The organism is Peribacillus butanolivorans, assembly GCF_001273755.1.
Lineage (GTDB): Bacteria > Bacillota > Bacilli > Bacillales > DSM-1321 > Peribacillus > Peribacillus butanolivorans.
On sequence record NZ_LGYA01000001.1, the window covers coordinates 2,023,634 to 2,047,657 of the forward strand.

Consider the following 24,024-nt stretch of genomic DNA (forward strand, 5'->3'; position numbering starts at 1 on the left):
GGCAAGAGCATGAAACCGGGAAAGGTACATCTGGTCGGTGCGGGTCCCGGAGATCCGAAACTAATTACGGTATATGGAATGGAATGTATTCAACAGGCTGATGTCATAGCTTATGACAGGCTCGTCAATCCAAAACTATTAACCTATGCAAAAGAAAATGCGGAGCTTGTATATTGCGGGAAATCACCCGGGAGACATCATCTCATTCAAGAAGAAATTCATTCACTTTTGGTAGAAAAGGCCTTGCAGGGGAAAAATGTTACCCGTCTAAAGGGAGGAGATCCGTTTGTCTTTGGTCGGGGAGGAGAGGAAGCTGAGGTCCTGGCGGCTAATGGGATAGAATATGAAATAATCCCAGGAGTGACAGCGGGCATTGCAGCTCCAGCTTATGCCGGTATACCGGTTACCCATCGTGAACATGCGTCGAGTTTTGCGATTGTGACCGGACATGGACGTGATTACAAGGGTCAAGACAACCTGAATTGGCAGGCATTGGCTCAAGGAATTGATACCATCGCCTTTTACATGGGAATTGGTAATATGCCATTTATCTGCGAACAATTGATAGAGCATGGTAGAGACGAAGAAACACCAGTGGCTGTCATTGAATGGGGTACTACAGATAAACAAAGGACGATAACTGGAACCTTGAACACGATTTCTATGCTTGCTGTGGAAGCGGAAATTCAAAATCCGGCAATCTTTCTGGTAGGTGAAGTCGTTCAATTAAGAGAAAAAATCCAATGGTTTGAAAAAGTGATTGAATCAGAGTCTACGAGTGAAGGGAACGAGTCAAGATGTCTATCATTCAAGAATTGAAAGACCGCAGAGCCATACGAAACTATGAAGAAAAAGAAGTAGAAGATGAAAAAATCAGGCAGTTATTAGAAGCAGCTACATATGCCCCTAACGACCGATTACGTGAACCTTGGGGTTTTTATGTAATCAAGGGAGAAGCGAAGCAACGCTATGAACAGTTGGCAGAAAAATATTTACATGAGCGTTTCCCGACCAAGCCGAAATTGATTGATAGTTCACTAGAAGTTGTAAAAACTACTCCGCTTATCATTGTCGTAACCTCTGATATTTTGCCTGAAGATCCGGATTCATCCGAGGACAATGTATTTGCCTCTTGTTGTGCTGTTCATTCGATGTGGCTTGCAGCAAAAGAACTTGGTCTTGGCTTTGTATGGCGCACTAGAGGAGTAGGCCTTGTCAGGGATGAACGACTGCACGAATTTATCGGTTCGCCGGAAAACAAAAAAGTAATCGGTACTATTTTTATCGGCTATCCTAAAAAGGATCAACCTGTTTCTGCTACTAAACGAACTTCATACGTAGAAAAAACAGTTTGGCTATGAAGGTAGGCGAATAAGATGGCTCGCAGAGGATTGTTTCTTATATATACCGGAAATGGGAAAGGGAAAACGACTGCCTCACTTGGAGTTACTTTACGGGCAATTGGGAGAGGCATGAACGTTAAATTTCTCCAATTTATAAAATCTCCAGAGCGAACATATGGAGAGGCATTGGCTTTAAAGAAATTAGGGGTTGAAATGGAACAGCTTGGGATTGGCTTTACATGGACCAAAACTCCACAAGAGCATCGGGAGGCACTAACAATAGCTTGGGAAAAAGCAAAACAGGCCCTTTGTGATCCTACAATTGATTTACTGGTTCTGGATGAGTTAAACAATGCGTTGGCCATCTCTAAGTTCCCGATTGAAGATGTCTTGCCACTAGCAGAAGTAATTGATGCGATTCGTAATCGACCCGCTCATATGCATCTAGTCGTTACAGGCAGAGATGCCAAACGGGAACTGATGGATTTGGCGGATTTAGTTTCTAATATTGATGCGACTAAGCATTACTATGAAGAGGGAATCGGAGCTGTCAAAGGATTAGAGTTTTAAGGGGTGAGTCGAATGAAGGCAAGATCCATTATGATACAAGGGACGTCCTCTGATGTAGGGAAAAGTTTGATTTGTACGGCACTGTGCCGGGTGTTTTCCAATAAAGGATTACGAGTCGTACCATTCAAATCGCAAAACATGGCTTTAAATTCGTATGTAACGTTGGATGGCGGTGAAATCGGCCGTGCTCAAGGAGTGCAAGCTGAGGCTGCACGGATTACAGCAACCACTGATATGAATCCGATTCTATTAAAACCGAAGCAGGATATGGTTTCAGAAGTCATTGTGCATGGAAAACATTTTCTTGATATGGATGCAAAAAGCTATCGATATCAATTTGTCCAAGAAGCCATGCCCATCGTACGTAAATCGGTGGAAAAACTCCAGGACGAATATGACATTATCGTTCTTGAAGGAGCAGGGAGTCCAGCCGAAATCAACCTGAAGGATCGAGATATTGCAAATATGCGTATGGCCAAACTTGCAGATGCCTCGGTCATTTTGGTAGCTGACATTGATCGCGGTGGAGTTTTTGCCTCAATTATTGGAACACTTGCCTTATTGGATAAGGATGAACGCGAATGTGTAAAGGGGATTATCATCAATAAATTTCGTGGGATGCGCGAGTTATTGGATGACGGCATTGAATGGGTGGAAAAAGAAACAGGGATTCCAGTCCTCGGTGTCCTTCCTTATATAGACGTGAATATTGAAGCGGAAGATTCATTAGCACTATCTTCCTTGCGGTTTAAAAAACCTAAAAAGGCGGAATTTCCAATCGATGTCGCCGTTTTAAGATTGCCTCGTATCTCCAATTTTACAGATGTGGATCCTTTCTTTGATGAACCGGGTGTAGGCGTCAGACTTGTAGGCAGTGTGCACGAATTAGGGAATCCTGACCTGCTTATCTTGCCGGGTACAAAAAACACGATGGAAGATCTAGAGTGGCTTAGAAGAGCAGGACTGGATAGGGCTATCCAAGATTTGCGTGAAAAAGGGACATTAATATTTGGGATATGTGGTGGATTTCAAATGCTTGGTACGAAGCTTTTCGATCCTGATGCTGTCGAGGGCTGCGGAGAAAATGCAATAGGACTTTCTCTTCTTCCAGTACAAACCGTTTTTAATGCAGAAAAGAAAACGGTCCAAATGGAAGGTGTTCTTTCTTCAGGGATCATGGAAGGAGAACTGAATCTGACTGGTTTTGAGATCCATTTAGGGAGAACATCATTGGACTCTACACTAGTAAGGCCATTTCTTTTATTGAAGGATGGAAGAGAGGATGGGGCTATTTCTGCAGACAACAAAGTCATTGGGACCTATCTTCATGGGATTTTCCATAATCGCTTGTTTACAAGAATGCTAGTTAATCAAATTCGAAGGTCAAAAGGATTAGATGAAGTGAAGGAAAATGTTCAAAGTGACTCAGAGCGAAGAGAAGAAGCTTATAACCTCTTGGCTTCACATTTGGAAGAAAATATAGATATGGATACTATTTATGAATGGCTGCAGTTTGAAACCATGGAAAGTTGAATAATAGTCTCACCTTATCCATCAAGCTATCGGAATTATTATCTAAAATAAAGCGCAATTCTTTCCATGTATCATGGAAAGAATTGCGCTTTTTTGTATATCGTAAGGATTCAAATGAACTAATATTCTTTCGTTTTTATATGATTTACTTTCGTGAAAATCACATTCACCATTAATTACAGGGTTAAACTTTCTTTTATTTAGTCATATTAAGTGACAGACATATACAAGATATGTTATGTTGGCTTCTCTACATACTTTATAGAATTAAAAGGATGAGGTGTTTGATATGAATAAAACAGAACTAGTGAGTACTGTGGCAGCACAAGCTGAACTAACAAAAGACGACGCTAAAAAAGTAGTGGATGCATTGTTTGAAACAATCACAACTACGCTTGCTAAAGAGGAAAAAATCCAATTAGTAGGATTTGGAACATTTGAAGTGCGCGACCGTGCAGCTCGTACAGGAAGAAACCCACAAACAGGTGAAGAAATACAAATTGCAGCTAGCAAAGTACCCGCTTTTAAAGCAGGTAAGGAATTAAAAGAAGCTGTAAAATAAAATAAACATGTAGTGAAAAAAACTCTGGAGATGAGAAAAGTCTCCAGAGTTTTTTTATTTAAATAAGTTTCATTTTAAAAGTTTATTCTTTTATTTGCGTTTAATTTAGGCCGTACTAACATTTAGTTGTATATTGCGCTAAAAAAGGTAGCTATTGAAGTTAAACAGATTTAACAAACGATGATTGTTAATAAGTACTTATCAGTAAGGTTTATCTCTAATATATGTTAGGCTATAACAATAAAACAGTAAGCTCTAGAAAAGAAGAAAAGTGGTGAAAAATATGTTTAAAAAAATAATGAAGAAAATTAAGCAGCTTTCCGAAGGCAGCAGCGAGCGAAGACATAGCCATTATCGTCGAGGCAGCAGTAGCAGCAGCAGGGGGTATAAACGGTCTCCAATGAGTGGTAGTAACCGCTATAAACGAAAAGGAGGGAGGAGTAGCAGTTAATACCCCTCCATGAAGTAATTTATTTTTCTTTAGATATAAGTGCAGCATGAAGATCTGCTGAAAGTTCACTGATATCTGAATAAGGTTCTTGAATTCTTAATAACCTTTTTAGTAAATGTACGGTTTCTTTTTCTAAAGAAAGTTCTTCTGTCCAAGGAAGAACTTTTTTATTGTTGGAAGAGTAAGTCGTATAAAGTAAATATAAAAGTATGTCTCCTAAATCATAATAGTCCTGCTGTTTCATTTCTAATTCTTTTGATGATGAACAAATTGGGTCAACCGAGACAATCTGTTTCGACAGACCAAAGTCGATTAAAAAAGGCTCTTTGTCTTTTAGTAAAATATTTGGAATACGTAAATCTTGATGGTACATACCATTTTTGTGAAGATAAGCTACTAATTCTAGCAGGCGAGCAAGTAAAAGTAGAGACTCTTTCTCCTTAAAGGTTTTATGATTTAAGAAAATTTGGTCTTCCAAATTGTCCCCTTCAATGTAATTCATTACATAATAAAAATATCCGTTATTTGAAAATTCATCATATAACTTAGGCATACTTTTGTGGTTTAACAAACGCAGAATAGAGATTTCATTTTCAAACAGCTTAATCTCTTTTTTGATACAGCGTTTACTTGGACGAAGCTGTTTGACTACTCTATTCTCATTTGTTTTCAAATCTTTGCAGAGATAAACAATGCCGTAGCTTCCTGTTCCTATAACACTTATGACCTCGTATTTATCATACAAAACTGCACCTTTTTTAATAGGTTTATCTACAAAAAACTGAAAGAACTTTCGAATGGAACGCCAAATTGAAACTTTCCTCACCTCAACTTTAGAGTCATAACAAACAAAAGACCATTATGATTTATATTATATTTTCTTTTCTTGATCTTTATAAAAACAGAACGGTTTGGAAGAATGAAGAAGCATGGCTATTCTATCATGGTTTTTGAAAATGCAGTAATTAGTGTCTTTTTATTTTATTTAATTTAGATTTTTTCTAAAAATAGTAGTCACTAAGGAGAATGAATAGTCGTGACTCTTTCTCCTTTGTGGCTCAATGTTCATTCAACTGGTTATGACTTCGAAGAAACTATGCACTCGTTTACATATATACGAAAATATAAAATAGTTACTAAATATTGGGTGATGTAAGTAATAGTTTTCAAGAAATCCTATAAGTTCAGGTCATTAGACAAGGGGCCACGCTACACCTTTCATTTGCATTGAATATTATGTATAGTTAGTATTATATGTAAAATAGTTAGAATATTCAAAATAGAGAGAGGGGAAGTTATGAGCTTAACAATCACAGATTTGTTTATCGGACAGATTGCTAGTCTTCAGCGTACTTTTAATGAATCAGATGTAAGGTTATGCAGTGAATTAACAAAAGATTACAGCCCGATTTATCAAGTGAATAAAGAGGAATGGAGAAGCAATTACAGCAAGCCGATTGTTCCTGGTTTGTTAACAGAAGGGCTTATTACTCAAGTAATAAGTGAAAAACTCCCTGGCAGTGCCTGTATTTTACTACAAAAGGAATTAGTGTTTTACCATCCTGTACATATAGGAGATATGATTTCGGCTGAGCTGGAGGTTATTGACATTAATTTAAATAGAGATTGGGTGACACAAAAGGTGACTTGCTATAATCAAGCAGGAATTGAAGTTATTAAAGGACAAGTTGTGATATTAGTTTTAACTAATCAAGATGTTAGGTGATGTGAATGGAAAACGTTAAAAACGTTAAAAGAAATTGGGGATCAATTGAAGTCGATGAAAATGGAAAAGTTATAGGCGCCAGTGCTGATTTTTATGAGCATTTCACTATAATACCGACTGATTTGATAGGGGAGTCCATTGCGAAGGTCATTCACACTTCTACGAACAATTCTCTAAAAAATCCTGATAAAAAACATGTGTTTCCAGGTGTGATCTCAGGACACTCTTGTTTTATTAGAACTATTCGAAAAGAAAGCATTACCATTTATAATGTAATCATCCGACAAGAAGAGCTTGAATACGCTGATTTAGTATATTATGCCAATTCCTTGGATAGGCATAAAGCTAAGAAAAAAGCTGGAATTCAAAGTCGATATGGCTTTGAAGAGATTGTTGGAAAAAGCCAAGCGATTGAAAGGATAAAAGAGCTGGCAGCTAGAATTTCTACCAGTAGTTCAACAGTGCTGCTTACCGGAGAAACTGGAACAGGTAAGGAACTGTTTGCTCAAGCGATTCATGGTTTGAGTACAAGAAAATCACACCCGTTTGTTCCGGTCAATTGTGCTGCAATACCAGATGAATTATTTGAATCGGAGATCTTTGGTTATGAAGCTGGGGCATTTAGCGGTGCGAAAAAAGAAGGTAAACCTGGGAAAATAGAATTAGCTCAAAATGGTACCCTTTTTTTAGACGAGATTTCTGAACTGCCTTATCAGGCTCAGGGCAAGCTCTTACGTGTCTTACAGGAAAGGGAAGTAGAAAGACTCGGTGGAACAGGGAGTAAGAATGTCAATATCCGTATTATTGCGGCGACGAACAGAGATCTAAAAACCCTTATTCAAGAAGGGAAATTCCGGCAAGATTTATATTACCGTCTTTATGTTTTTGAATTGAAAATTCCTTCTTTAAGGGAACGGCCGGAAGATATTCTTCCGTTAGCTTATTATTTTATCGATTATTTTAATAACAAATTAGGGTGTAACGTTAGAGAAATTGAGCCTAAACTCCAAGAATGGCTTTCAAATTATAGCTGGCCCGGAAACGTTCGTGAATTTAAAGCAATTATCGAACGAGGTATGAATATCGTAGAGGGACGGACTTTAACATTGGACTCTTTATATTTTACACCTAATTTAACTTTGCAGGATGAGGTAGAGGAACTGGGGATTTCTTACTCAAGTAGCTTGGATGAGGTAGTCGGGAAAGCTGAGATATCTGCTATTCAGCGTGCGTTAACAGAGTCGGATGGAGATCGTTCTTTAGCCGCTCAAAAGCTGAAAATTCATATTGCGAGCTTATATAGAAAAATTGCGAAGTACAAGCTGAAATAACGTTACTATAATGTTGATAAGTGAAATATAAATCAAGTTAACCTTTGAACACACTTTAGAAGTGTGTCTTTTTTTTGATTTCGCATATTTGATTTGCAAGATTGCGAAAAAAATTAAAAATGCGAAAACGATATTAAATGAAGCCTGATATGCAGCAATAATAAGTTGGCACACAACTTGCATTAATAGATTGACAAAGGATGAAGTTACTTAACTTAGATCATAAGATAGCCCGTGAATAGATTGTTTTGTAACTTCGTTAAACATAACAAAGGAGGTAATAACATGTTGAATTTTTCCTTTACAGAAGAACAAGATTATTTTCGTAAAATGTTGAAAGAATTTGCGAAGGAGGAACTGCTTCCTCACTATACAAAGTGGGATCGAGAAGAGATTACTCCAAGACACTTGTGGAAAGAGCTTGGGGAGTTAGGCGTAAATGGCCTGCGGATTCCAGTTGAGTATGGCGGAAGCGGTGCCGACTGTGTGACAACGGGGATTGCTGCGGAGGAGATAGGACGAGGTGATTTCAATCTAACCTATGCTGTGATGTTGAATGCGTTAATAGGTGAAATTATCAATAATCACGCTAGAGAGGAATTGAAAAAAGAATGGCTTCCCAAAATTGCGAGCGGGGAAAAAATTGTCGGCATCGCTATTACAGAGCCATCGGCAGGGACGGATGCAGGCGGGATTAAAACAACAGCAGTACATAAAGGGAATGTATATGTTCTTAATGGAGAAAAGTCAGGAATTAGCGTAGCTACATGTGGAGATGCCTTTGTTATATTTGCAAAAACAGAACCTGAATTAGGAAATCGGGGAATTAGCGCTTTTATAGTTCCTGCCAATCTTCCAGGAGTTGAATGCAAAGGTTACAAAGACATGGGGAATATTCCAATTAGCAGAGGTTCTATCTATTTAAACGATGTAGAAGTTCCAGAAGAGTATATGATCGGTCTTCAGAATAAAGGTTTTTCCCAGGTGATGAATGGGTTTGATCTAAGCCGGCTCTTAATTGGATTGCAATGTGTTGGGGCTGCCTCACAAAGTATTGATGAGACCATCGAACATGTGAAAGTTAGACATTCTTTTAACAAGCCGTTGGCAACGTATCAAGGAGTTTCATTCCCAATAGTGACTCACCATACTCAGTTAGAGCTTGTGAAGTGGCAAGCCTATCGAGGACTTTGGCTTCGTGATCAAGGGTTGAACCATAGTAAAGAATCAGCTTCAGTAAAATGGTTAGGTCCAAAATATAGTGTAGATGCCATTCATGAATGTTTACTGTTTAACGGCCACTATGCTTATACGAAGGAAATGCCGCTAGAGCAACGTTTACGTGACGTCATTGGTTTAGAAATTGGTGATGGAACTGCCCAAGCCAATATGATGGTCATTGCAAAAGACATTATTGGAAAAGAATTCCGATCATATTAAACTAGAGGATTGTAGTGTATGGAAAAGGTAGATTGCTATTTTATCGGTCAAATTGCAAGAGTGCAAAGAACCTTTACAGAGGATGATGTGAAGCGCTGGAGTCTGTTAACGCAGGATTTCAATGATGTCTATGACCCGGAATTTTTCAGTAAGGATTTTGGTCGCTCACTGGTCCCAGGAATTTTAAGCGAAGGTCTCCTAACAGAGGCAATCAGTAAAGAGTTGCCTGGTGGACCATGTGTCATCATACAAAAGGAATTATTGTTCATACATCCAGTTCAAATCGACAACACGATTACAGCAGAGATAGAGATTATTGATGTGAATATACAGCGAAATTGGATCACGATAAAAGTTCGATGTAGGAATGAACTTCGTATTGACGTGATTCAAGGGAAAATTATTCTGAAACTATTATGACAATGGAGGGATTAATACGATGGAATTAACAGATGTTTTATATGAAAAAACCAATGGGATTGCAAAGATTACAATGAATCGGCCTAAAGTCTACAATGCTTTTCGTGCAAGAACAGTTCAAGAATTAATTTGGACCTTCCGTGATGCTTGGGATGATAACCGTATTGGCGCGGTAATCTTGACAGGAGCAGGAGAGAAGGCATTTTGTGTCGGTGGAGATCAAAAAGAAAAAGGAGAAGAAGGTGGATATGATTATTCTGGAGGTTTAGGGGGAGGGATGGGGTTGGAAATTGAAAATCTACACCAAACAATTCGCAATATCCCAAAGCCTGTTATTGCAGCGGTTAATGGATTTGCTATTGGAGGTGGGCATGTCCTTCATGTCGTTTGTGATTTAACGATTGCATCTGAAACGGCAAAATTCGGCCAGAGTGGACCTAAGGTAGGAAGTTATGATGCCGGATTTGGTTCTGCTTATCTAGCCCGAATTGTCGGCGAAAAGAAAGCAAGGGAAATCTGGTATTTGTGTGAACAATACACTGCACAAGAAGCAAAAGAAATGGGACTTGTGAACAAAATCGTTCCCGCAGAACAGCTGCAACAAGCAGCAGAAGAATGGGCGGAAAAGATTCTCGAGAAGAGCCCGACAGCGCTTAAAATGCTTAAATACTCCTTTAATGCTGATAGTGCAAACATCCAAGGGATTTCTCAGCTATCGATGGGCAGTCTAGCGATGTTTTACAACACGCAAGAATCGGAAGAAGGAAAGAATGCTTTCCTTGAAAAGCGGCCAGTAGATTTTAAAAAGTTCAGAAGGTAATGAGGGGGATGGAAACTAGTGAAATTGGATACGATTTTGAGTCAAGAATATGTGGAAAAATATCAATGTATTTGGCCAAATCGAACGATTTTAGATTATTTAAATGATGCGATAGAGAAGGATCCAGATAAAATAGCGATTATTGATAAAAAAAGCCGTTTTACTTACAAGGAACTCGGTAAGTTGGTTGATCGAATCGCTTTAGGCCTTTTGAATATAGGATTGGGAAAAGGAGATGTTATCTCTTTTCAACTGCCTAATTGGAATGAGTTCATTATCCTTCATTATGCGGTTACAAGGATAGGCGCCATAAGCAATCCCTTAATTCCGATTTATCGTGATCGGGAAATTGGCTATATGGTCGAAATGGCAGAGTCTAAAATGATCGTTGTTCCAGATAGTTTCCGAGGTTTTTATTATCCTGCCATGATTGAGAGGCTAAGCCATAAATGGCCTTCATTAGAACATATTTATGTGATAGGGGACGAAGTGCCGAATGGGATGAAATCTTTCTCTTCTTTGTTTGAGGAACCTTGGGAAGAGCGGATGGATGCATCCATTTTGGATGAAATCATACATGACCCAAATGATGTTACCGAAATTATCTTTACATCGGGAACGACGGGGAGTCCAAAGGGAGTCATGCATACACATAATACTCTTTGTGTATCAACGAATTACTGGATTGACCATTTACATTTAACATCCGATGACGTCCTATTCATGGCGTCAACATTTGCTCATCAAACTGGATTTGGTTATGGGGTGAGGCTACCAACTCATTTTGGGGGTACAGGTGTTTATCAAGACGTTTGGAATCCGAATGAATTTATTGAATGGATTGAGAAGGAGAAGATAACGTTTACAGCGGGTGCGACTCCCTTTCTGCAAGATATGATTCAAATGGAGGGAATAGAAACGTACAATCTTAACTCATTCCGAGTCTTTGTAGCTTTAGGCGCCCCGATTCCAAGGCAGTTGGTGAAAGAAGCGGCGGAAAAAGTACGGTTCAAAATATTGTCAGGATGGGGACAAACAGAAGATGGCCTAGTGACCTTGACGAGACTCGAAGATTCAGCAGAAAAACTGACAAATACCGATGGGGTTCCATTTCCGGAAATGGAATTGAAAGTAGTGAATTTTGAAGGGAAGATCTGCGCTCCAAATGAAGAAGGTGATTTACTTGCTAGGGGTCCTGCTCTATTTGTCGGGTATTTGAAGAGGATTGATGACACCATTGCAGAACATAAGGACGGATGGTTCATTACCGGTGATCGAGCAATTATGGATGAAGAAGGATATATCCGGATTTCTGGAAGAAACAAAGACATTATCATTCGTGGAGGTGAAAATATTCCAGTCGCTTACGTAGAAAACGTATTATATGAACACCCGGATATTTCAAGCGTGCAGGTCATTGCTGTACCAGATGTCAGGCTTCAGGAAAAAGCATGTGCATGTATCAGCGTAAGACCAGGGAAGAGCCCGATTACAATGGAATCATTAAAGAAATTTCTTTATGAAAAAGGTTTGGCCAAACAATATTGGCCAGAACAACTTGAAATCATGGATGATTTTCCGCGTACTCCTAGCGGGAAAATCCAGAAGTTCCGTCTTCGGGAAATGATAAACGAAAAGATACAAGACAAAATATAGGACCAGTTAATGGAACCACATAGCAATTTCATGATAAAAATGGAGGGATTTATGATGAATAAACGAGTAGCATTTATCACTGGAGCAGGAAGCGGAATTGGTAGAGAGATTGCTAAAACATTAGCCTCTCGAAATATGAACATTGTTGTGGCCGATATCAATAGTAAAAACGCAGAAGAAACTGTTTCTTTAATTGAGCAAGCGGGTTATGAAGCTAAGGCCGTCTATTGTGATGTAACGAGTTTAGAGAGTGTGAAAAAAGCAGTTGAAGAATCAGTGAGCTTTTATCAAAAGATTGATGTATTGGTTAATAATGCAGGATGGGACAAAGTAGAACCATTCCTAAAAAGTGATCCAAGCACTTGGAAAAGGATTATCGATATTAATTTACTGGGTCAAGTTCATACTTGTAAGGAAATTTTACCGCTTATGATTGAAAACGGTTACGGAAAGGTAGTCAATATTGCGTCGGATGCAGCAAGAATCGGATCTAGCGGTGAGGCCGTCTATTCGGCTGCTAAGGGTGGGGTCATTGCGTTTACGAAAACAATAGCAAGAGAAATGGCACGTCATAAGCTTAACATCAATTGTATTGCGCCAGGTCCAGCTGACACGCCTTTATTTCAAGAAATTGGTTCTTACAATGAAGGAATAGCCGGAGCTTTGGAGAAAGCGATTCCGTTCCGTCGTTTAGCTCAACCAGAAGATATTGCCGGTGCTGTGGCCTATTTTGTTTCGGAAGAAGCAGGATATGTAACTGGGCAAACTCTTTCCGTCAATGGCGGCCTAACCATGGTTTGACTTTATGAAACTGATTAAATGGTAATCACAAAAAGTAAAACTATAGCCTGAAAATATTTCTTAGGATTTTTAATCACCCAGTGGGTCAAATAGGTTGATTTTGTTTGATTAGATAGCTATTTGTATTATTTCGAAGCTTAGGAGAATAGTATCCTCCTATATGTAAAAGAAATCGGGTTAAGGAATTAAACCTAAAACCAATAGAAGGGGGAGAAAATACCTTGAATTTTGAATTTTCAGACGATATCAAAGTTTTAAAACAAGGAATCCGAGAATTTATTGATAACGAAGTAGAACCACATGCCATGTTAATTGAAGAAAGCAATGAAATCCCAGAAATCATTATGGGGAAATCGAAAGAAATGGGACTGTTTGGCCTTAGTATTCCTGTAGAATATGGTGGGTTAGGCATTGATATGGTTGGGAAATGCGCCATTCTAGAGGAGTTGGGAAGAACACATAACGGTTATACAACAGTAATTGGCGGACATACGGGAATTGGCGGCGTTGGAATTGTAGAGATGGGAAATGAAGAACAAAAACGCAGATATTTACCTGACATGGCATCAGGTGAAAGAATTGGCGCTTTTGCTTTAACTGAACCAAGCGCAGGTTCACATGCCTCAAATCTGAAAACAACAGCGGTTAAAAAGGGCGAAAAGTATATCCTGAATGGAAGCAAACATTACATTACTAATGCTCCAATCGCAGATGTGTTTACTGTAATGGCTGTTACAGATCCTTCTAAGGGTGCAAAAGGAATCACATCTTTTATCGTCGAAAAAGACTCCCCAGGGTTTCAACTAGGAAAAATCGAACGGAAAATGGGCCTTCATGGTTCACATTCATCTGAAATTTTCTTTGAGGATTGCGAAGTTCCAGTTGAGAATGTATTGGGTGATGAGGGGCAAGGGTATATGAATGCCCTGAAAATCTTGGCGAATGGACGTGCAGGAATGGCAGCACGAAACTTAGGGTCGTGTGAAAAATTACTTGAGATGTCGATTGATTTTGCTCATATGAGAATTCAGTTCGACAAACCAATCTTCGAACAACAAATTATTCAGCATTACTTGGCAGATATGGCATTAGATACAGAAGCCCTTCGATCCATGACCTATCGCGTTGCCTGGATGGTTGATCAAAAAAAGAACGTCATTAAAAATGCGGCTATGGTCAAGTTACTTGGTTCAGAAACGTATAATCGTGTAGCTGATAAGGCTCTCCAAATTCATGGAGGGATTGGTTACATTTCTGAATATCCCATTGAACGTTTTTATCGTGATGCACGTATTACGAGAATTTATGAAGGTACATCCGAAATCCAAAAGAATATCATAGCGGCTCAGCTTCATAAACAGTACCAACGATAATTAGTAAAGCAGGATTAATAGTAAAATAAACTTTGCTTAAGGTTAATAGAGAATATTTTTTATGTGATTAAGTTCGATTTCCAAAGAGTATGTTAGGCGATTTTTTTATTTAACATATCGTTGGATTTTATACTTTACTAAAAAAAACTTTATTTAATAAGTTTGACAATTAGATATAACGTGTTAATATAAAGGCAAATGAACTAAATATACAATTTGTACCACTAGGGGTGCTTTACAGGTAAAAGTCAATTTTACCGCAGAAGCTGAGATTAAAGTATAACTTTAAGACCCTTAGAACCTGATCTGGTTTACACCAGCGTAGGGAAGTGGGGTCATGAAACAATACGTTTATGTATTATTTCAAGTACAACCACTTTCTTTACGTCGGTAAAGGAAGTGGTTTTTTATTTGCTCAAAAGAGGTGATTATAGGTTATCAATCATTATTTTTCCAGTTCCATTGCCTAATAAAATACAAATTTGGAGGTATAGAAAATGAAATTTTCAGAGGTCATTCGTAAAGAAGTAGATCATATTTGGGAAGCAAGCTTCAATCACCCGTTTGTTAGAGGAATTGGAGATGGCACATTGCCAGTAGAGTGTTTTCGTTTTTATGTCATGCAAGATGCATATTATTTATCTCATTTTGCTAGAGTTCAAGCTTTAGGTGCAGTCAAAGCAACAGATTTACATACAACTAGTCGACTAGCAAGCCATGCACAAGGAACATATGAAGCTGAATTAAAGCTTCATGAAAATTTTTCTGAGAGATTAGGTATTACAGAAGAAGAAAGGAAAAACTTTAAGCCTGCTCCTACTGCCTATGCCTACACATCCCATATGTATCGTGCCGCGTATTCTGGCCATTTAGGGGATGTGATTGCGGCCATCTTACCGTGTTACTGGTTGTACTATGAAATAGGTGAAAAACTGCAAGGATGTATACCTGATGAGCCAATTTATCAAGAGTGGATTGCGGCATACGGAGGAGAATGGTTCCGTACGTTGGTAGAAGAACAAATCGCGAGACTTGATGAGATCGCTGAAAAAGTAACGGAAGAAGATAAAGAAAGAATGAAAGAGCATTTTATCCTTAGCAGTCAATATGAATACTCATTTTGGGAAATGGCTTATCGCTTAGAAACTTGGCCAGTGCATAAGGAAACATTAGAAGTATAAAGGAGATTGACAATGAGAAAAGGGTTGAAATTAACGGATATTTTAGTCACAATCGTGATTGCCGTCGCATTTGGAATAGTCTATATCCTTTGGGGTTCGATATATTATTCCGTTAAACCATTAGGGTTACATGTAGATCAATTAATTTATGGAATGTGGTTTATAGCAGGGCCTGTTGCCTTTTTAGTTATGAGGAAACCGGGTGTGGCTCTGTTGGCAGAAATCGCGGCAGCCTCCGGTGAATTCTTTTTAGGTTCACCGTGGGGATTAACCGTACTCTTATATGGAGTTGTACAAGGATTATTCGCGGAACTGGTGTTTATGGCGTTCAGGTATAAAAAGTTTAATATGTCGGTTGCTGTATTAGCGGCGATAGCTTCATGTGTAGGATCGGTCCTCATGGATTTTGCATACGGAGAAATTGGTGCCCTCTCTCTTTGGAATTTACTATTATTTATGATTGCAAGATTTATCGGGTCAATTTTCTTTGCTGGTGTATTTGCTTACTATCTAGTAAAAGTATTAGAAGCTACAGGAGTAACAAATCTTGTTCGTCCAGTATCAAGTAAGGATTATGCTGCACTGGATCAAAAGTAGAGGTTGATAAGCATGGAACGAATAGCTTTTGTTGAAAAGTTAAGATTGAAGTTTCCCGGTGATGAGTCCTTGATATTCAAGGACTTATCCGTCTCGTTTGATAAAGGTGAAAAAGTTCTATTGTTGGGACCGTCCGGATGTGGAAAGTCTACACTTTTGCAAGTGTTAAGTGGGCTGATCCCACATTCCATTGAAGTCCCGATGAAAGCGAAAGAACTGGAGAGCCCTTCTTCATGGGGATATGTTTTTCAAGACCCAGATAGTCAGTTTTGTATGCCATTTGCAGATGAAGAAATTGCCTTCGTCCTTGAAAACCTTTCCGTTCCTAAGCAGCAAATGAATGAGAGGATTCACAATCATATCCGGCAGGTAGGATTACACTTAGATGATATCCATACAAGTATTGATACATTATCAGGCGGGATGAAACAGCGTTTAGCGATTGCGTCAGTATTGGCACTTGAACCTGAAGTGATATTTTTAGATGAACCAACCGCTATGCTTGATCCGGTTGGAACAAAAGAAATTTGGGATGTTTTAAAGGAAATTGGCAAAGACAAGACCGTTATTATCGTTGAACATAAAATTGACCATGTTTTAGAATTTATCGAACGAATAGTGCTTTTTAACGATAACGGTCAAATCATTGCTGATGGTCCCAAAGACATCATTCTTTCATTATACAAAAACAAAATGAAAGAACATGGAATCTGGTTCCCTGGTGTTTGGGATGAGTATATTCATGACCATGCACCCATTCGTGAACAAAGGGAATTTAATGATGGCGGTCCCATAATGCAAATGCAAGGTTTTAGAGGTTTCCGAAAAAAGGAAGAAAAAATTATGGTTGAAGAGCTGCAGATCCACTCAGGGGAATGGATTGTCATCAGGGGAGAAAATGGAGCGGGAAAGAGTACGCTTTTGCATGCACTGATGCAGTTCATTAAAACGAATGGTTATTATGAATTGATGGGAACCTCGATTAAAAAAGTGAAAAATCTAACAGATAACATGACGTTTGTCTTTCAAAATCCTGAGTTTCAATTCGTTGCGAATTCTGTATATGAAGAAATCGCTTATTCATTACGAATTGACAAAAAGCCTCCTCAAGAAATAGAAGAGAGAGTTCATGCACTGCTTGAAGTGTTCCACCTTACGGCCCATCGCGATAAACATCCTTTTCAATTATCGATGGGTCAAAAGCGGCGATTAAGTGTAGCGGCTTCAATCGTGAAAGAAAAAAAGATCATTCTTTTAGATGAGCCTACCTTTGGCCAAGATTCGAAAAATACCTTTGCCTTACTGGAATGGTTCGAGGAATATCGAAAGCGGGGTATTACAGTGATTATGGTAACCCATGATGATCATATTTCAAAAAACTTTGCAACTAGGATCTGGACGGTTAAGGATGGGAAAGTAATTAGTGATGAAAAGATTAGCAAGCAACTAGCGTTTTTAGAGACCGAAGTTTTATCACTATAGAAGGGGTGTCATGTAAGTGAATGTTTCGAGTGCAGAAACATGGCTCCATAAGATTAATCCAAGCCTTAAGCTTTTTGTATTAATTGTGTTATGTATGGTGGCGTTATTTATTAAAGACCTAAATTATATGATTAACGTTACCATGGGTGTTTTGCTCTTGTTTTTGTGTTTTTCCGGTCATCCGTTAAATCGTATTTTACTCCTATCAATTCCTTTTTGTTTCATTTTTTTATCTACCTCTTCTGCAATGATATTATTCGGACAAGGTGAGACACTTTGGTTTAAGTGGGGACTCATTTCGATTACGGAAGAGAGTTTCATGAGGGGATTATTGGTTGGCTTTAGAGCCCTGCTTTTTGCGGTACTTGGATTAACTTTTTCGTTAACGACGAGACCTGTCAACCTGTTTTATTCCTTAATGCAGCAAGTTAAGCTTAAACCAAAATATGCTTATAGTTTCATGGCGGCGTTAAGGCTTATTCCTATCATGTTGGAGGAATTTCAAACGATACGGAATGCGATGAGGGTACGTGGCGTCGAAAGGAAAAAAGGAATAAGATCACTATATTTTAAAATGAAAGCCTACTCCATTCCGTTGTTATCCGGAAGTATTAGACGAGCTCACCGGATTGCGGTTGCGATGGAGGCCAAACGATTTTCAGATACCAGGAATCGAACATACTATTATGAATTTGGGTTTTCTAAAAATGACCATGGGTTCATTCTGTATTTTGTCATCTTGTTGTTGGCAGGGCTTTATCTATCTGTACAATTTCCGTATTTATCAATTTGATTAAAGAAGAATTGATTATTATCGTTAAGGAGTTCTTAGTATGAATGCACAAGAATTGCATATTATTTCTACTGGGAAACAGCCAATTGAGAAGTTTGTTGAGATTGCTTCAAACATTCAAGATTATGTGGATTACTTTTATCTTAGAGAAAAGCAGATGAGTGCGTCACAACTCTATAAAGCTGTGACCTTATTACATGAAAAAAAGATTCCGTTGTCTAAAATCATAATTAATGACCGAGTGGATGTAGCTTGGGCAATGAAGGTTTTTGGTGTGCAATTGGCTTTTCATAGTTTAGATGTCAGAGTCGTAAAGCAAGCATTTCCAGAAATCAGGGTTGGGAGCTCTATTCATTCCTTTGATGAAGCAAAGGCTGCTTTCCATAATGGAGCCAATTACGCGATTTATGGCCATATCTTCGAAACAAACTCAAAACGAGGTCTCGCTCCTAAGGGAGTGGAGGAGCTTCAAAAAATCACGATGAATATCAAACTACCTATTATTGCAATAGGTGGAATAACACCTTCTAATAGTCAACTTGTACTAAATGCAGGTGCACAAGGGATCGCGATTATGTCAGGTGTCCTAGAAGCGGAAAATCCAATTCAATCTGCAAAAGAGTATGCAAGGTCTTTAGGAAAGGAGATATAAGATGAATTCCATATATGATGCGATCATTGTAGGTGGTGGTGTAATTGGAGGGTCTATTGCTTATCAATTAGCCAAACGAGGTAAAAAAGTCCTTTTATTAGAGAAAGATAGACTTGCTAGTAAAGCATCTAGTGCAGCTGCCGGGATGTTAGGAGCGCAATCCGAGTTAGAATCTGATAACCCGCTTTTTACATTAGCAAGACAAAGCAGGGGGATGTTTCCTGAGCTGTCGGAAGAATTAAAAGACATAAGCGGGATTGATATTGAATTAGTTAACAAAGGAATGTTTAAGGTAGCACTTACTAGTGAACAAGAATCAGATTTGAAGAACATGATCAAAATCCAGCAAAAAGCCGGGCTTGAGGCGGAATGGTTTACAACTGCTGAAATAAGAAAAAAGGAGCCTCTTCTTTCTGATGAGATTAGAGGTGCTATGTATATTCCAAAGGATGGACAAGTTTCGGCCTCTAGGTTGTCGCTCGCTTTTACTAAATCTGCTGCTGCTCTAGGCGCTGATATAAAGGAATATGTACATGTTTCTGATTTGATTATTGAAAACGCGTGTGTAAGAGGTGTGGTCACTAATATAGGAGAATTTTTTAGTGAAAATGTAATAGTAGCAAGTGGAGCATGGAGCAATTTTCTTCTAGAAAAGGCCGGGGTAAAGCTTGATACATATCCCGTAAAAGGAGAGTGCTTTTCCGTTTTGACTAATCGTCCATTGCTTGAAAAAACGATTTTTTCACATGGGTGCTATCTTGTACCTAAAGTTGGCGGGAGAATCATTGTTGGTGCGACGGTTAAAGCTCACACTTTTGACCAAAAGGTAAGTATCGAAGGAATTTCAACATTAATAGAAAAGGCAACACAACTGCTTCCAGCACTTAAAGAAACGGAGTGGGAAAAAGCATGGGCTGGTATACGTCCGCAAACAGGAGATGGCCTACCTTACTTTGGAGAACATCCAGCATACAATGGACTTTTTATTGCAACGGGTCACTTTAGGAATGGAATTTTACTATCTCCTATTACGGGTGTACTTATAGCAGATATAGTTGAAAGAAGGGCAAATTCTGAATGGTCTGCTTTTCGAGTGGATCGTTCGATAAATACAATTTTTTCATAATAGAGGTGAATGAATTGGAACTAATTATTAATGGAGAAAAAATACAAATTCCTGCTAATGAGTCAACTGTTGCGGAGTTATTGCAGCATTTTAGCTTACATCAGAAAGTCGTGATTGTGGAATTAAATGATGAAATTTTAGAAAAAGAAAATCAGAATGAAACGCGTTTGTCAAATGGAGACAAAGTTGAGATTGTACATTTTGTAGGAGGCGGATGATATGTTAAAAATTGGTTCTTATGAATTTTCATCAAGATTACTATTAGGTACTGGGAAATATTCAAGTTTCGATGTTCAGAAGCAAGCAGTGGAGGTTTCAGAGACTGAAATATTAACATTTGCAGTTCGGAGAATGAATATATTTGAAGCTAGCCAACCAAATTTTTTAGAAAAGCTTGATTTGAAAAAATATACACTTCTTCCCAATACAGCAGGAGCTAAAACGGCCAAAGAAGCTGTGCGAATAGCTCAGCTTGCCAAGGCGTCTGGGCTTTGTGACATGATAAAGGTAGAAGTGATTGGTTGTCAAAAAACACTATTGCCTGATCCGATTGAAACACTAAAGGCAGCAGAGGAATTAGTAAAACTAGGTTTTATAGTGTTACCATATACGTCTGATGATGTGTTACTTGCTAAACGTTTAGAAGAAGTAGGATGTCATGCGATTATGCCTGGAGCTTCTCCAATTGGATCAGGCCAAGGTATTATAAACCGACTAAACTTACGATTTATCATTGAACAGTCCAATGTTCCGGTAATTGTTGATGCTGGAATTGGAACACCATCGGATGCGACGATTGCCATGGAATTAGGGGCAGATGGTGTATTGCTTAATACAGCTGTATCGGGTGCCAAAGATCCAATCAAAATGGCGAAAGCAATGAAGCTTGCTATTGAATCAGGGCGCTTAGGGTATGAAGCAGGGAGAATTGAAAAAAATGAGTACGCTATAGCAAGCAGTCCAGTTGAAGGAATGAGCATTGGATGAATGAACGTTATTCACGCCAAGAACTCTTTTCACCAATTGGAGTCAAAGGGCAACAGAAAATTTCCAAGAAACACGTTTTGGTGATTGGAGCAGGGGCTCTCGGTACGGGAAGTGCTGAAGGACTTGTGCGAGCAGGAATTGGAAAACTGACTATTGTTGACAGAGATTATGTGGAGTGGAGTAATCTTCAAAGACAGCAACTTTATTGTGAGGAAGATGCTGAAAAAAGAATGCCAAAAGCAGTGGCGGCGGAGAATCGATTGAAAGCGCTAAATTCAGATGTAATCGTAAAATCACATGTGTTGGATGTGTCAGTGGAGGAACTGGAGCGGCTCGTTGATAGAGTCGATTTAATATTGGACGCCACCGATAATTTTGATACAAGGATGCTGATTAATGATATATCACAAAAATTCAAAATTCCATGGATTTACGGAGCGTGTGTGGGGAGCTATGGAATAAGTTACACAATTGTCCCAGAAGTAACTCCATGTTTGAATTGTTTGCTGGAAACGGTTCCAATTGGTGGATTAACCTGTGATACGGCTGGAATTATTAGTCCCGCCGTTCAAACGGTTGTTGCTTATCAACTGACTGAAGCATTAAAAATTCTTGTGGAAGATTATGATTCCCTTAGAAATAAAATCGTTTCATTTGACCTTTGGAAAAATGAGCATACATCCATTAATGTAAAGAAATTAAAAAAAGACAGCTGTTTGTCATGTGGGTCAAAGCGAACCTACCCACACCTTTCTTATCTAAATCAAACAAAAACAGCGGTTTTATGCGGGAGGGAGTCTGTCCAGATTCGCCCAGCAATGAAGTTTGAAAGAGATTTAGTGCAACTTGAAAAAAATCTGCTTGCTCAAGGTGGCAAGATCGTACGAAATCCATATTTGCTTTCATTCACAATCGGGCACCATCGTTTAGTTGTTTTTAAAGATGGCCGGGCCCTGATTCATGGAACAAAAGAAATCGCAGAAGCAAAATCGTTGTATCATCGCTATTTAGGCTAAATTATGCAATTAAAATGAAATTTCACACTGAAAGAGCGTTAGGCAAAGATGTGCTATCCGTTTAATTCAAGCTATCAATAACCCATAAAACTAGCATATATTTACATCCGATATTATTGCTTAGGTGGTCAAGTAGGGGGGATGGAAACCTTGTTAAGCGTGAAAAGCCTACGTCTTTGTCTGATGTCAGTGTGCCATTTTCAGGTTCATTGAACCAAAGAAATAAAAGAGTTTCTGCATAACAAAACGAATTTAGCAGATATCCTTTTTCTCCTAGTTCTCAACCTATTTTAGTCCTACTTATTTAAAACCTCTAATATCACTGCTGACCTATCCTCTATACACTTGATTTGTACCTTTCTTATATAAAAAAGCTAGGGAAAGCTGGTTTACTTTCTTCTATTAATAAGACGCAAAAGGAAATCTTATTAGATGAGATGCATGTAGAAGAGGAAACAGCTAAAGTATGCATGACTACTGCTTTTTGTATCTGGTGCCACCTTGCTGCATTAACGTATATCCTTAATACTAAAAATGAAGCAATAAAAAGTAGGTTATTAATGGGAAGCTATTAGGTGCTTCAGGCCTGTCTAACCCGATGAAATATTATGCAGGGCTTGAAAACTTAAGTGCAGAACCGACGGAGGGCGGCTATATTCTTAAAGGTGTCCTAGCGTCTGTTTCAAACCTTGGTGAAAATCATTGGTTCGGATTAATAGCTGGTATCAACGAAAATAAACGTAATATGGGTGTTATCTGAAGATGCTGATACGTTTGTGGAGCATATTCGTCCGGCATTCATCGCTCACCAAATTCCTCTCGGTCTGGGTGTTACCCAGGTGCTAATATCCGCCTTAAAGCGGAATACTTAACAATTAAAGCCGTTCAATCAAGTATGATGCATAACGGGAGTGCCGGTTATTTAAAAGATAGTGCTCCATCACCCGCCTCCGAGAGCATATTTCTTCGCTAACTTGACACCTACAGTGAAACATTTGGAAAAAGACCTAAATGGATAACGAAATCCCCTTGAGTATAGCCTAATACTCAAGTGCAGAGATATAATGCGTACCCCAAAAAATATAAAAAGATTAGTACGGACTATTTTGAATCCAGCATTTGGTCATTCTGGGGCATTAGGAAAAGTATGTAAACAAAAGCGATGTCGGCCCATTAAGGCGGCACCGCTTTTGTTATGGAACGAATATATAAGCAGAACCCTTTACATATCGTGACTGCTATTATGTTTCTGACGGGAGTGCTGTCTATTTTTCACCTTATGAGAACCGCTTAGCGGGGCAGGTTGACCTGGGTTATTCCCTTTAGGTGCATTTTTCCGAATATCTTTACCATCATTTTTGTTCATGTGCGATCCCTCCTACACCTTAAGATAATCAATCGGTGAAAAATTATTCATATACATATATTTGTATACCTCGTACATGCTATGGATGGATACTAATTAAGGAGATGAATCTAATGCAGGATAAACAAGATAAGCGGAGGACTTTTCAAGAAGCTCAGCAAAGCCATCAACAAGTAACTGATATGTACTCAGCCATTGAAAAAACGGCGCCGAATTACGGAACAGAATTGAAACATGTGAAGCAGGAAGTAAATGAGGCCATTCAGCAAATACAATCAGCTTTAGTCACCGCTTCTGAGCATCAGCGAGAACAATTAAAACAATTTGAACAGGATATTCAGGCAATTGTAAATGAAGTCAATTCAGACGATTATTGATTTCTATACCTGAAGGCACTAGTAGAAGAGCTTTTTCCCTGTTTTTAGAATAGAATAGGCTTTTTGAAGAATGCAGTTCATCTGCATTTTCAAAAAGCCTTTACTATTTAATTCTAGAATAAGGAAATTATTGGTTTTTCTTTCGTTTTTTATTATTTTGCCTTTGGACCTCGGTTAACGGTGGTTCATTTCCTAATTCATCATGGTAACCTGCTCCATTACCCTGTGCTTTTGCAGCGTTCATTCCGGGTATTACATGATTAGCCTTTTGTTTTGCCATTTCGACACCTCCACTCATAGAGTGTGATAATGGTGAATGATTATGTATGCATTACTAATATGTTTTATTGGAATAATTTATCAGGTATATAATTAGAACATTTTAGAAAAACAGCATGCAAGTAAGGCTTCCTAAAAGCAC

Annotated in this window: 28 protein-coding genes and 1 riboswitch; of the genes, 25 read left to right on the top strand and 3 right to left on the bottom strand. The window is 38.6% G+C overall.

The features are described 5' to 3' along the window. The first annotated feature begins 9 nt into the window (after positions 1-9). From cobA to AKG34_RS27930, 6 genes are all read left to right on the top strand, one after another. Positions 10-819: a uroporphyrinogen-III C-methyltransferase gene (gene cobA, locus AKG34_RS09480; protein WP_053345853.1), complete on the top strand. Its 810-nt coding sequence runs from the start codon at positions 10-12 to the stop codon at positions 817-819. Further along, positions 798-1,361 (top strand): nitroreductase family protein, encoded by a 564-nt coding sequence (locus tag AKG34_RS09485; protein WP_053345854.1) that lies wholly within the window; start codon positions 798-800, stop codon positions 1,359-1,361. Before cobA ends, AKG34_RS09485 begins: the two co-directional genes overlap by 22 nt. A 15-nt stretch (positions 1,362-1,376) precedes the next feature. Continuing rightward, positions 1,377-1,913, top strand: coding sequence for a cob(I)yrinic acid a,c-diamide adenosyltransferase (locus tag AKG34_RS09490; protein WP_053345855.1), 537 nt, complete (start codon positions 1,377-1,379; stop codon positions 1,911-1,913). Between the two features lie 12 nt (positions 1,914-1,925). Next, a complete protein-coding gene (locus tag AKG34_RS09495; RefSeq protein ID WP_053345856.1) occupies positions 1,926-3,446 on the top strand; it encodes a cobyric acid synthase in 1,521 nt (506 codons plus the stop codon). 289 nt (positions 3,447-3,735) lie between these two features. Beyond that, positions 3,736-4,008 (top strand): non-specific DNA-binding protein Hbs, encoded by a 273-nt coding sequence (locus tag AKG34_RS09500; protein ID WP_053345857.1) that lies wholly within the window; start codon positions 3,736-3,738, stop codon positions 4,006-4,008. 283 nt (positions 4,009-4,291) lie between these two features. Then, positions 4,292-4,459 carry a hypothetical protein gene (locus AKG34_RS27930; protein ID WP_161804917.1) on the top strand — a complete coding sequence of 56 codons (168 nt, stop codon included), beginning with the start codon at positions 4,292-4,294 and terminating at the stop codon, positions 4,457-4,459. A 19-nt stretch (positions 4,460-4,478) separates the two neighbouring features. On the opposite strand, the gene AKG34_RS09510 is transcribed toward AKG34_RS27930, so the two are convergent. Next, positions 4,479-5,204, bottom strand: coding sequence for a protein kinase domain-containing protein (locus AKG34_RS09510; RefSeq protein ID WP_236694904.1), 726 nt, complete (start codon positions 5,202-5,204; stop codon positions 4,479-4,481). 552 nt (positions 5,205-5,756) lie between these two features. On the opposite strand from AKG34_RS09510, the gene AKG34_RS09515 reads away from it, so the two are divergent. From AKG34_RS09515 to AKG34_RS27935, 18 genes are all read left to right on the top strand, one after another. Further along, the gene (locus AKG34_RS09515; RefSeq protein ID WP_053345859.1) at positions 5,757-6,185 is read left to right on the top strand and encodes a hotdog family protein; all 429 of its coding nucleotides are present in this window, start codon (positions 5,757-5,759) and stop codon (positions 6,183-6,185) included. Between the two features lie 5 nt (positions 6,186-6,190). Further along, on the top strand, positions 6,191-7,516 hold the full coding sequence (locus AKG34_RS09520) for a sigma-54 interaction domain-containing protein (RefSeq protein WP_053345860.1): 1,326 nt from the start codon (positions 6,191-6,193) through the stop codon (positions 7,514-7,516). A gap of 285 nt (positions 7,517-7,801) precedes the next feature. Next, on the top strand, positions 7,802-8,956 hold the full coding sequence (locus AKG34_RS09525) for an acyl-CoA dehydrogenase family protein (protein WP_180320461.1): 1,155 nt from the start codon (positions 7,802-7,804) through the stop codon (positions 8,954-8,956). Positions 8,957-8,974: 18 nt separating this feature from the next. Beyond that, complete coding sequence (locus AKG34_RS09530; RefSeq protein ID WP_053345861.1) at positions 8,975-9,376, top strand: hotdog family protein; 402 nt, start codon at positions 8,975-8,977, stop codon at positions 9,374-9,376. 19 nt (positions 9,377-9,395) lie between these two features. After that, positions 9,396-10,196 (top strand): 1,4-dihydroxy-2-naphthoyl-CoA synthase, encoded by an 801-nt coding sequence (gene menB / locus AKG34_RS09535; protein WP_053345862.1) that lies wholly within the window; start codon positions 9,396-9,398, stop codon positions 10,194-10,196. 18 nt (positions 10,197-10,214) lie between these two features. Continuing rightward, positions 10,215-11,852, top strand: a complete 1,638-nt coding sequence (locus AKG34_RS09540) for an AMP-binding protein (protein ID WP_053345863.1) — start codon at positions 10,215-10,217, stop codon at positions 11,850-11,852. Between the two features lie 54 nt (positions 11,853-11,906). Continuing rightward, positions 11,907-12,653, top strand: coding sequence for an SDR family NAD(P)-dependent oxidoreductase (locus AKG34_RS09545; protein WP_201783548.1), 747 nt, complete (start codon positions 11,907-11,909; stop codon positions 12,651-12,653). A 221-nt stretch (positions 12,654-12,874) separates the two neighbouring features. Beyond that, entirely contained in the window at positions 12,875-14,026 is a 1,152-nt protein-coding gene (locus tag AKG34_RS09550) for an acyl-CoA dehydrogenase family protein (RefSeq protein WP_053345865.1), read from the top strand. Positions 14,027-14,242: 216 nt separating this feature from the next. Continuing rightward, positions 14,243-14,371, top strand: a riboswitch (TPP riboswitch). Positions 14,372-14,523: 152 nt separating this feature from the next. After that, positions 14,524-15,207: a thiaminase II gene (tenA, locus tag AKG34_RS09555; protein WP_053345866.1), complete on the top strand. Its 684-nt coding sequence runs from the start codon at positions 14,524-14,526 to the stop codon at positions 15,205-15,207. 12 nt (positions 15,208-15,219) lie between these two features. Next, positions 15,220-15,804 (top strand): ECF transporter S component, encoded by a 585-nt coding sequence (locus tag AKG34_RS09560; protein WP_053345867.1) that lies wholly within the window; start codon positions 15,220-15,222, stop codon positions 15,802-15,804. Positions 15,805-15,816: 12 nt separating this feature from the next. Further along, positions 15,817-17,286: an ABC transporter ATP-binding protein gene (locus AKG34_RS09565; protein WP_053345868.1), complete on the top strand. Its 1,470-nt coding sequence runs from the start codon at positions 15,817-15,819 to the stop codon at positions 17,284-17,286. Positions 17,287-17,302: 16 nt separating this feature from the next. After that, the gene (locus AKG34_RS09570) at positions 17,303-18,079 is read left to right on the top strand and encodes an energy-coupling factor transporter transmembrane component T family protein (RefSeq protein WP_169787514.1); all 777 of its coding nucleotides are present in this window, start codon (positions 17,303-17,305) and stop codon (positions 18,077-18,079) included. 40 nt (positions 18,080-18,119) lie between these two features. Beyond that, positions 18,120-18,731 carry a thiazole tautomerase TenI gene (gene tenI / locus AKG34_RS09575; RefSeq protein ID WP_053345869.1) on the top strand — a complete coding sequence of 204 codons (612 nt, stop codon included), beginning with the start codon at positions 18,120-18,122 and terminating at the stop codon, positions 18,729-18,731. Position 18,732: 1 nt separating this feature from the next. Next, positions 18,733-19,857, top strand: a complete 1,125-nt coding sequence (gene thiO, locus AKG34_RS09580) for a glycine oxidase ThiO (protein ID WP_053345870.1) — start codon at positions 18,733-18,735, stop codon at positions 19,855-19,857. A gap of 14 nt (positions 19,858-19,871) precedes the next feature. Continuing rightward, entirely contained in the window at positions 19,872-20,075 is a 204-nt protein-coding gene (gene thiS, locus AKG34_RS09585) for a sulfur carrier protein ThiS (protein ID WP_053345871.1), read from the top strand. Position 20,076: 1 nt separating this feature from the next. Beyond that, positions 20,077-20,844 (top strand): thiazole synthase, encoded by a 768-nt coding sequence (locus AKG34_RS09590; protein ID WP_053345872.1) that lies wholly within the window; start codon positions 20,077-20,079, stop codon positions 20,842-20,844. After that, positions 20,841-21,860, top strand: coding sequence for a thiazole biosynthesis adenylyltransferase ThiF (locus AKG34_RS09595; protein ID WP_053345873.1), 1,020 nt, complete (start codon positions 20,841-20,843; stop codon positions 21,858-21,860). The genes AKG34_RS09590 and AKG34_RS09595 overlap by 4 nt, the downstream gene beginning before the upstream one ends. 598 nt (positions 21,861-22,458) lie before the next feature. Further along, positions 22,459-22,620 carry a hypothetical protein gene (locus AKG34_RS27935; protein WP_161804918.1) on the top strand — a complete coding sequence of 54 codons (162 nt, stop codon included), beginning with the start codon at positions 22,459-22,461 and terminating at the stop codon, positions 22,618-22,620. A 462-nt stretch (positions 22,621-23,082) separates the two neighbouring features. Here AKG34_RS27935 and AKG34_RS26770 read toward each other — a convergent pair whose 3' ends face one another. Continuing rightward, positions 23,083-23,226, bottom strand: a complete 144-nt coding sequence (locus AKG34_RS26770; RefSeq protein ID WP_083450736.1) for a small acid-soluble spore protein P — start codon at positions 23,224-23,226, stop codon at positions 23,083-23,085. Positions 23,227-23,339: 113 nt separating this feature from the next. Here AKG34_RS26770 and AKG34_RS09600 point away from each other — a divergent pair, with 113 nt between their 5' ends. After that, the gene (locus AKG34_RS09600; protein WP_053345874.1) at positions 23,340-23,603 is read left to right on the top strand and encodes a hypothetical protein; all 264 of its coding nucleotides are present in this window, start codon (positions 23,340-23,342) and stop codon (positions 23,601-23,603) included. Between the two features lie 127 nt (positions 23,604-23,730). Here AKG34_RS09600 and sspO read toward each other — a convergent pair whose 3' ends face one another. Next, entirely contained in the window at positions 23,731-23,883 is a 153-nt protein-coding gene (gene sspO / locus AKG34_RS09605; RefSeq protein WP_053345875.1) for a small acid-soluble spore protein SspO, read from the bottom strand. Between the last annotated feature and the right edge of the window lie 141 nt (positions 23,884-24,024).

Bases quoted from the DNA above. Each gene is read 5' to 3' on its own strand.
- sspO (WP_053345875.1), bottom strand. From the start codon at position 23,883: ATGGCAAAACAAAAGGCTAATCATGTAATACCCGGAATGAACGCTGCA.
- AKG34_RS09520 (WP_053345860.1), top strand. From the start codon at position 6,191: ATGGAAAACGTTAAAAACGTTAAAAGAAATTGGGGATCAATTGAAGTC.
- AKG34_RS27935 (WP_161804918.1), top strand. From the start codon at position 22,459: ATGAAATATTATGCAGGGCTTGAAAACTTAAGTGCAGAACCGACGGAG.
- tenA (WP_053345866.1), top strand. From the start codon at position 14,524: ATGAAATTTTCAGAGGTCATTCGTAAAGAAGTAGATCATATTTGGGAA.
- AKG34_RS09525 (WP_180320461.1), top strand. From the start codon at position 7,802: ATGTTGAATTTTTCCTTTACAGAAGAACAAGATTATTTTCGTAAAATG.
- AKG34_RS09600 (WP_053345874.1), top strand. From the start codon at position 23,340: ATGCAGGATAAACAAGATAAGCGGAGGACTTTTCAAGAAGCTCAGCAA.
- cobA (WP_053345853.1), top strand. From the start codon at position 10: ATGAAACCGGGAAAGGTACATCTGGTCGGTGCGGGTCCCGGAGATCCG.
- tenI (WP_053345869.1), top strand. From the start codon at position 18,120: ATGAATGCACAAGAATTGCATATTATTTCTACTGGGAAACAGCCAATT.
- AKG34_RS26770 (WP_083450736.1), bottom strand. From the start codon at position 23,226: ATGAACAAAAATGATGGTAAAGATATTCGGAAAAATGCACCTAAAGGG.
- AKG34_RS09490 (WP_053345855.1), top strand. From the start codon at position 1,377: ATGGCTCGCAGAGGATTGTTTCTTATATATACCGGAAATGGGAAAGGG.
- AKG34_RS09530 (WP_053345861.1), top strand. From the start codon at position 8,975: ATGGAAAAGGTAGATTGCTATTTTATCGGTCAAATTGCAAGAGTGCAA.
- AKG34_RS09560 (WP_053345867.1), top strand. From the start codon at position 15,220: ATGAGAAAAGGGTTGAAATTAACGGATATTTTAGTCACAATCGTGATT.
- thiO (WP_053345870.1), top strand. From the start codon at position 18,733: ATGAATTCCATATATGATGCGATCATTGTAGGTGGTGGTGTAATTGGA.
- AKG34_RS27930 (WP_161804917.1), top strand. From the start codon at position 4,292: ATGTTTAAAAAAATAATGAAGAAAATTAAGCAGCTTTCCGAAGGCAGC.
- AKG34_RS09595 (WP_053345873.1), top strand. From the start codon at position 20,841: ATGAATGAACGTTATTCACGCCAAGAACTCTTTTCACCAATTGGAGTC.
- menB (WP_053345862.1), top strand. From the start codon at position 9,396: ATGGAATTAACAGATGTTTTATATGAAAAAACCAATGGGATTGCAAAG.
- AKG34_RS09495 (WP_053345856.1), top strand. From the start codon at position 1,926: ATGAAGGCAAGATCCATTATGATACAAGGGACGTCCTCTGATGTAGGG.
- AKG34_RS09515 (WP_053345859.1), top strand. From the start codon at position 5,757: ATGAGCTTAACAATCACAGATTTGTTTATCGGACAGATTGCTAGTCTT.
- AKG34_RS09500 (WP_053345857.1), top strand. From the start codon at position 3,736: ATGAATAAAACAGAACTAGTGAGTACTGTGGCAGCACAAGCTGAACTA.
- AKG34_RS09590 (WP_053345872.1), top strand. From the start codon at position 20,077: ATGTTAAAAATTGGTTCTTATGAATTTTCATCAAGATTACTATTAGGT.
- AKG34_RS09565 (WP_053345868.1), top strand. From the start codon at position 15,817: ATGGAACGAATAGCTTTTGTTGAAAAGTTAAGATTGAAGTTTCCCGGT.
- AKG34_RS09485 (WP_053345854.1), top strand. From the start codon at position 798: ATGTCTATCATTCAAGAATTGAAAGACCGCAGAGCCATACGAAACTAT.
- AKG34_RS09545 (WP_201783548.1), top strand. From the start codon at position 11,907: ATGAATAAACGAGTAGCATTTATCACTGGAGCAGGAAGCGGAATTGGT.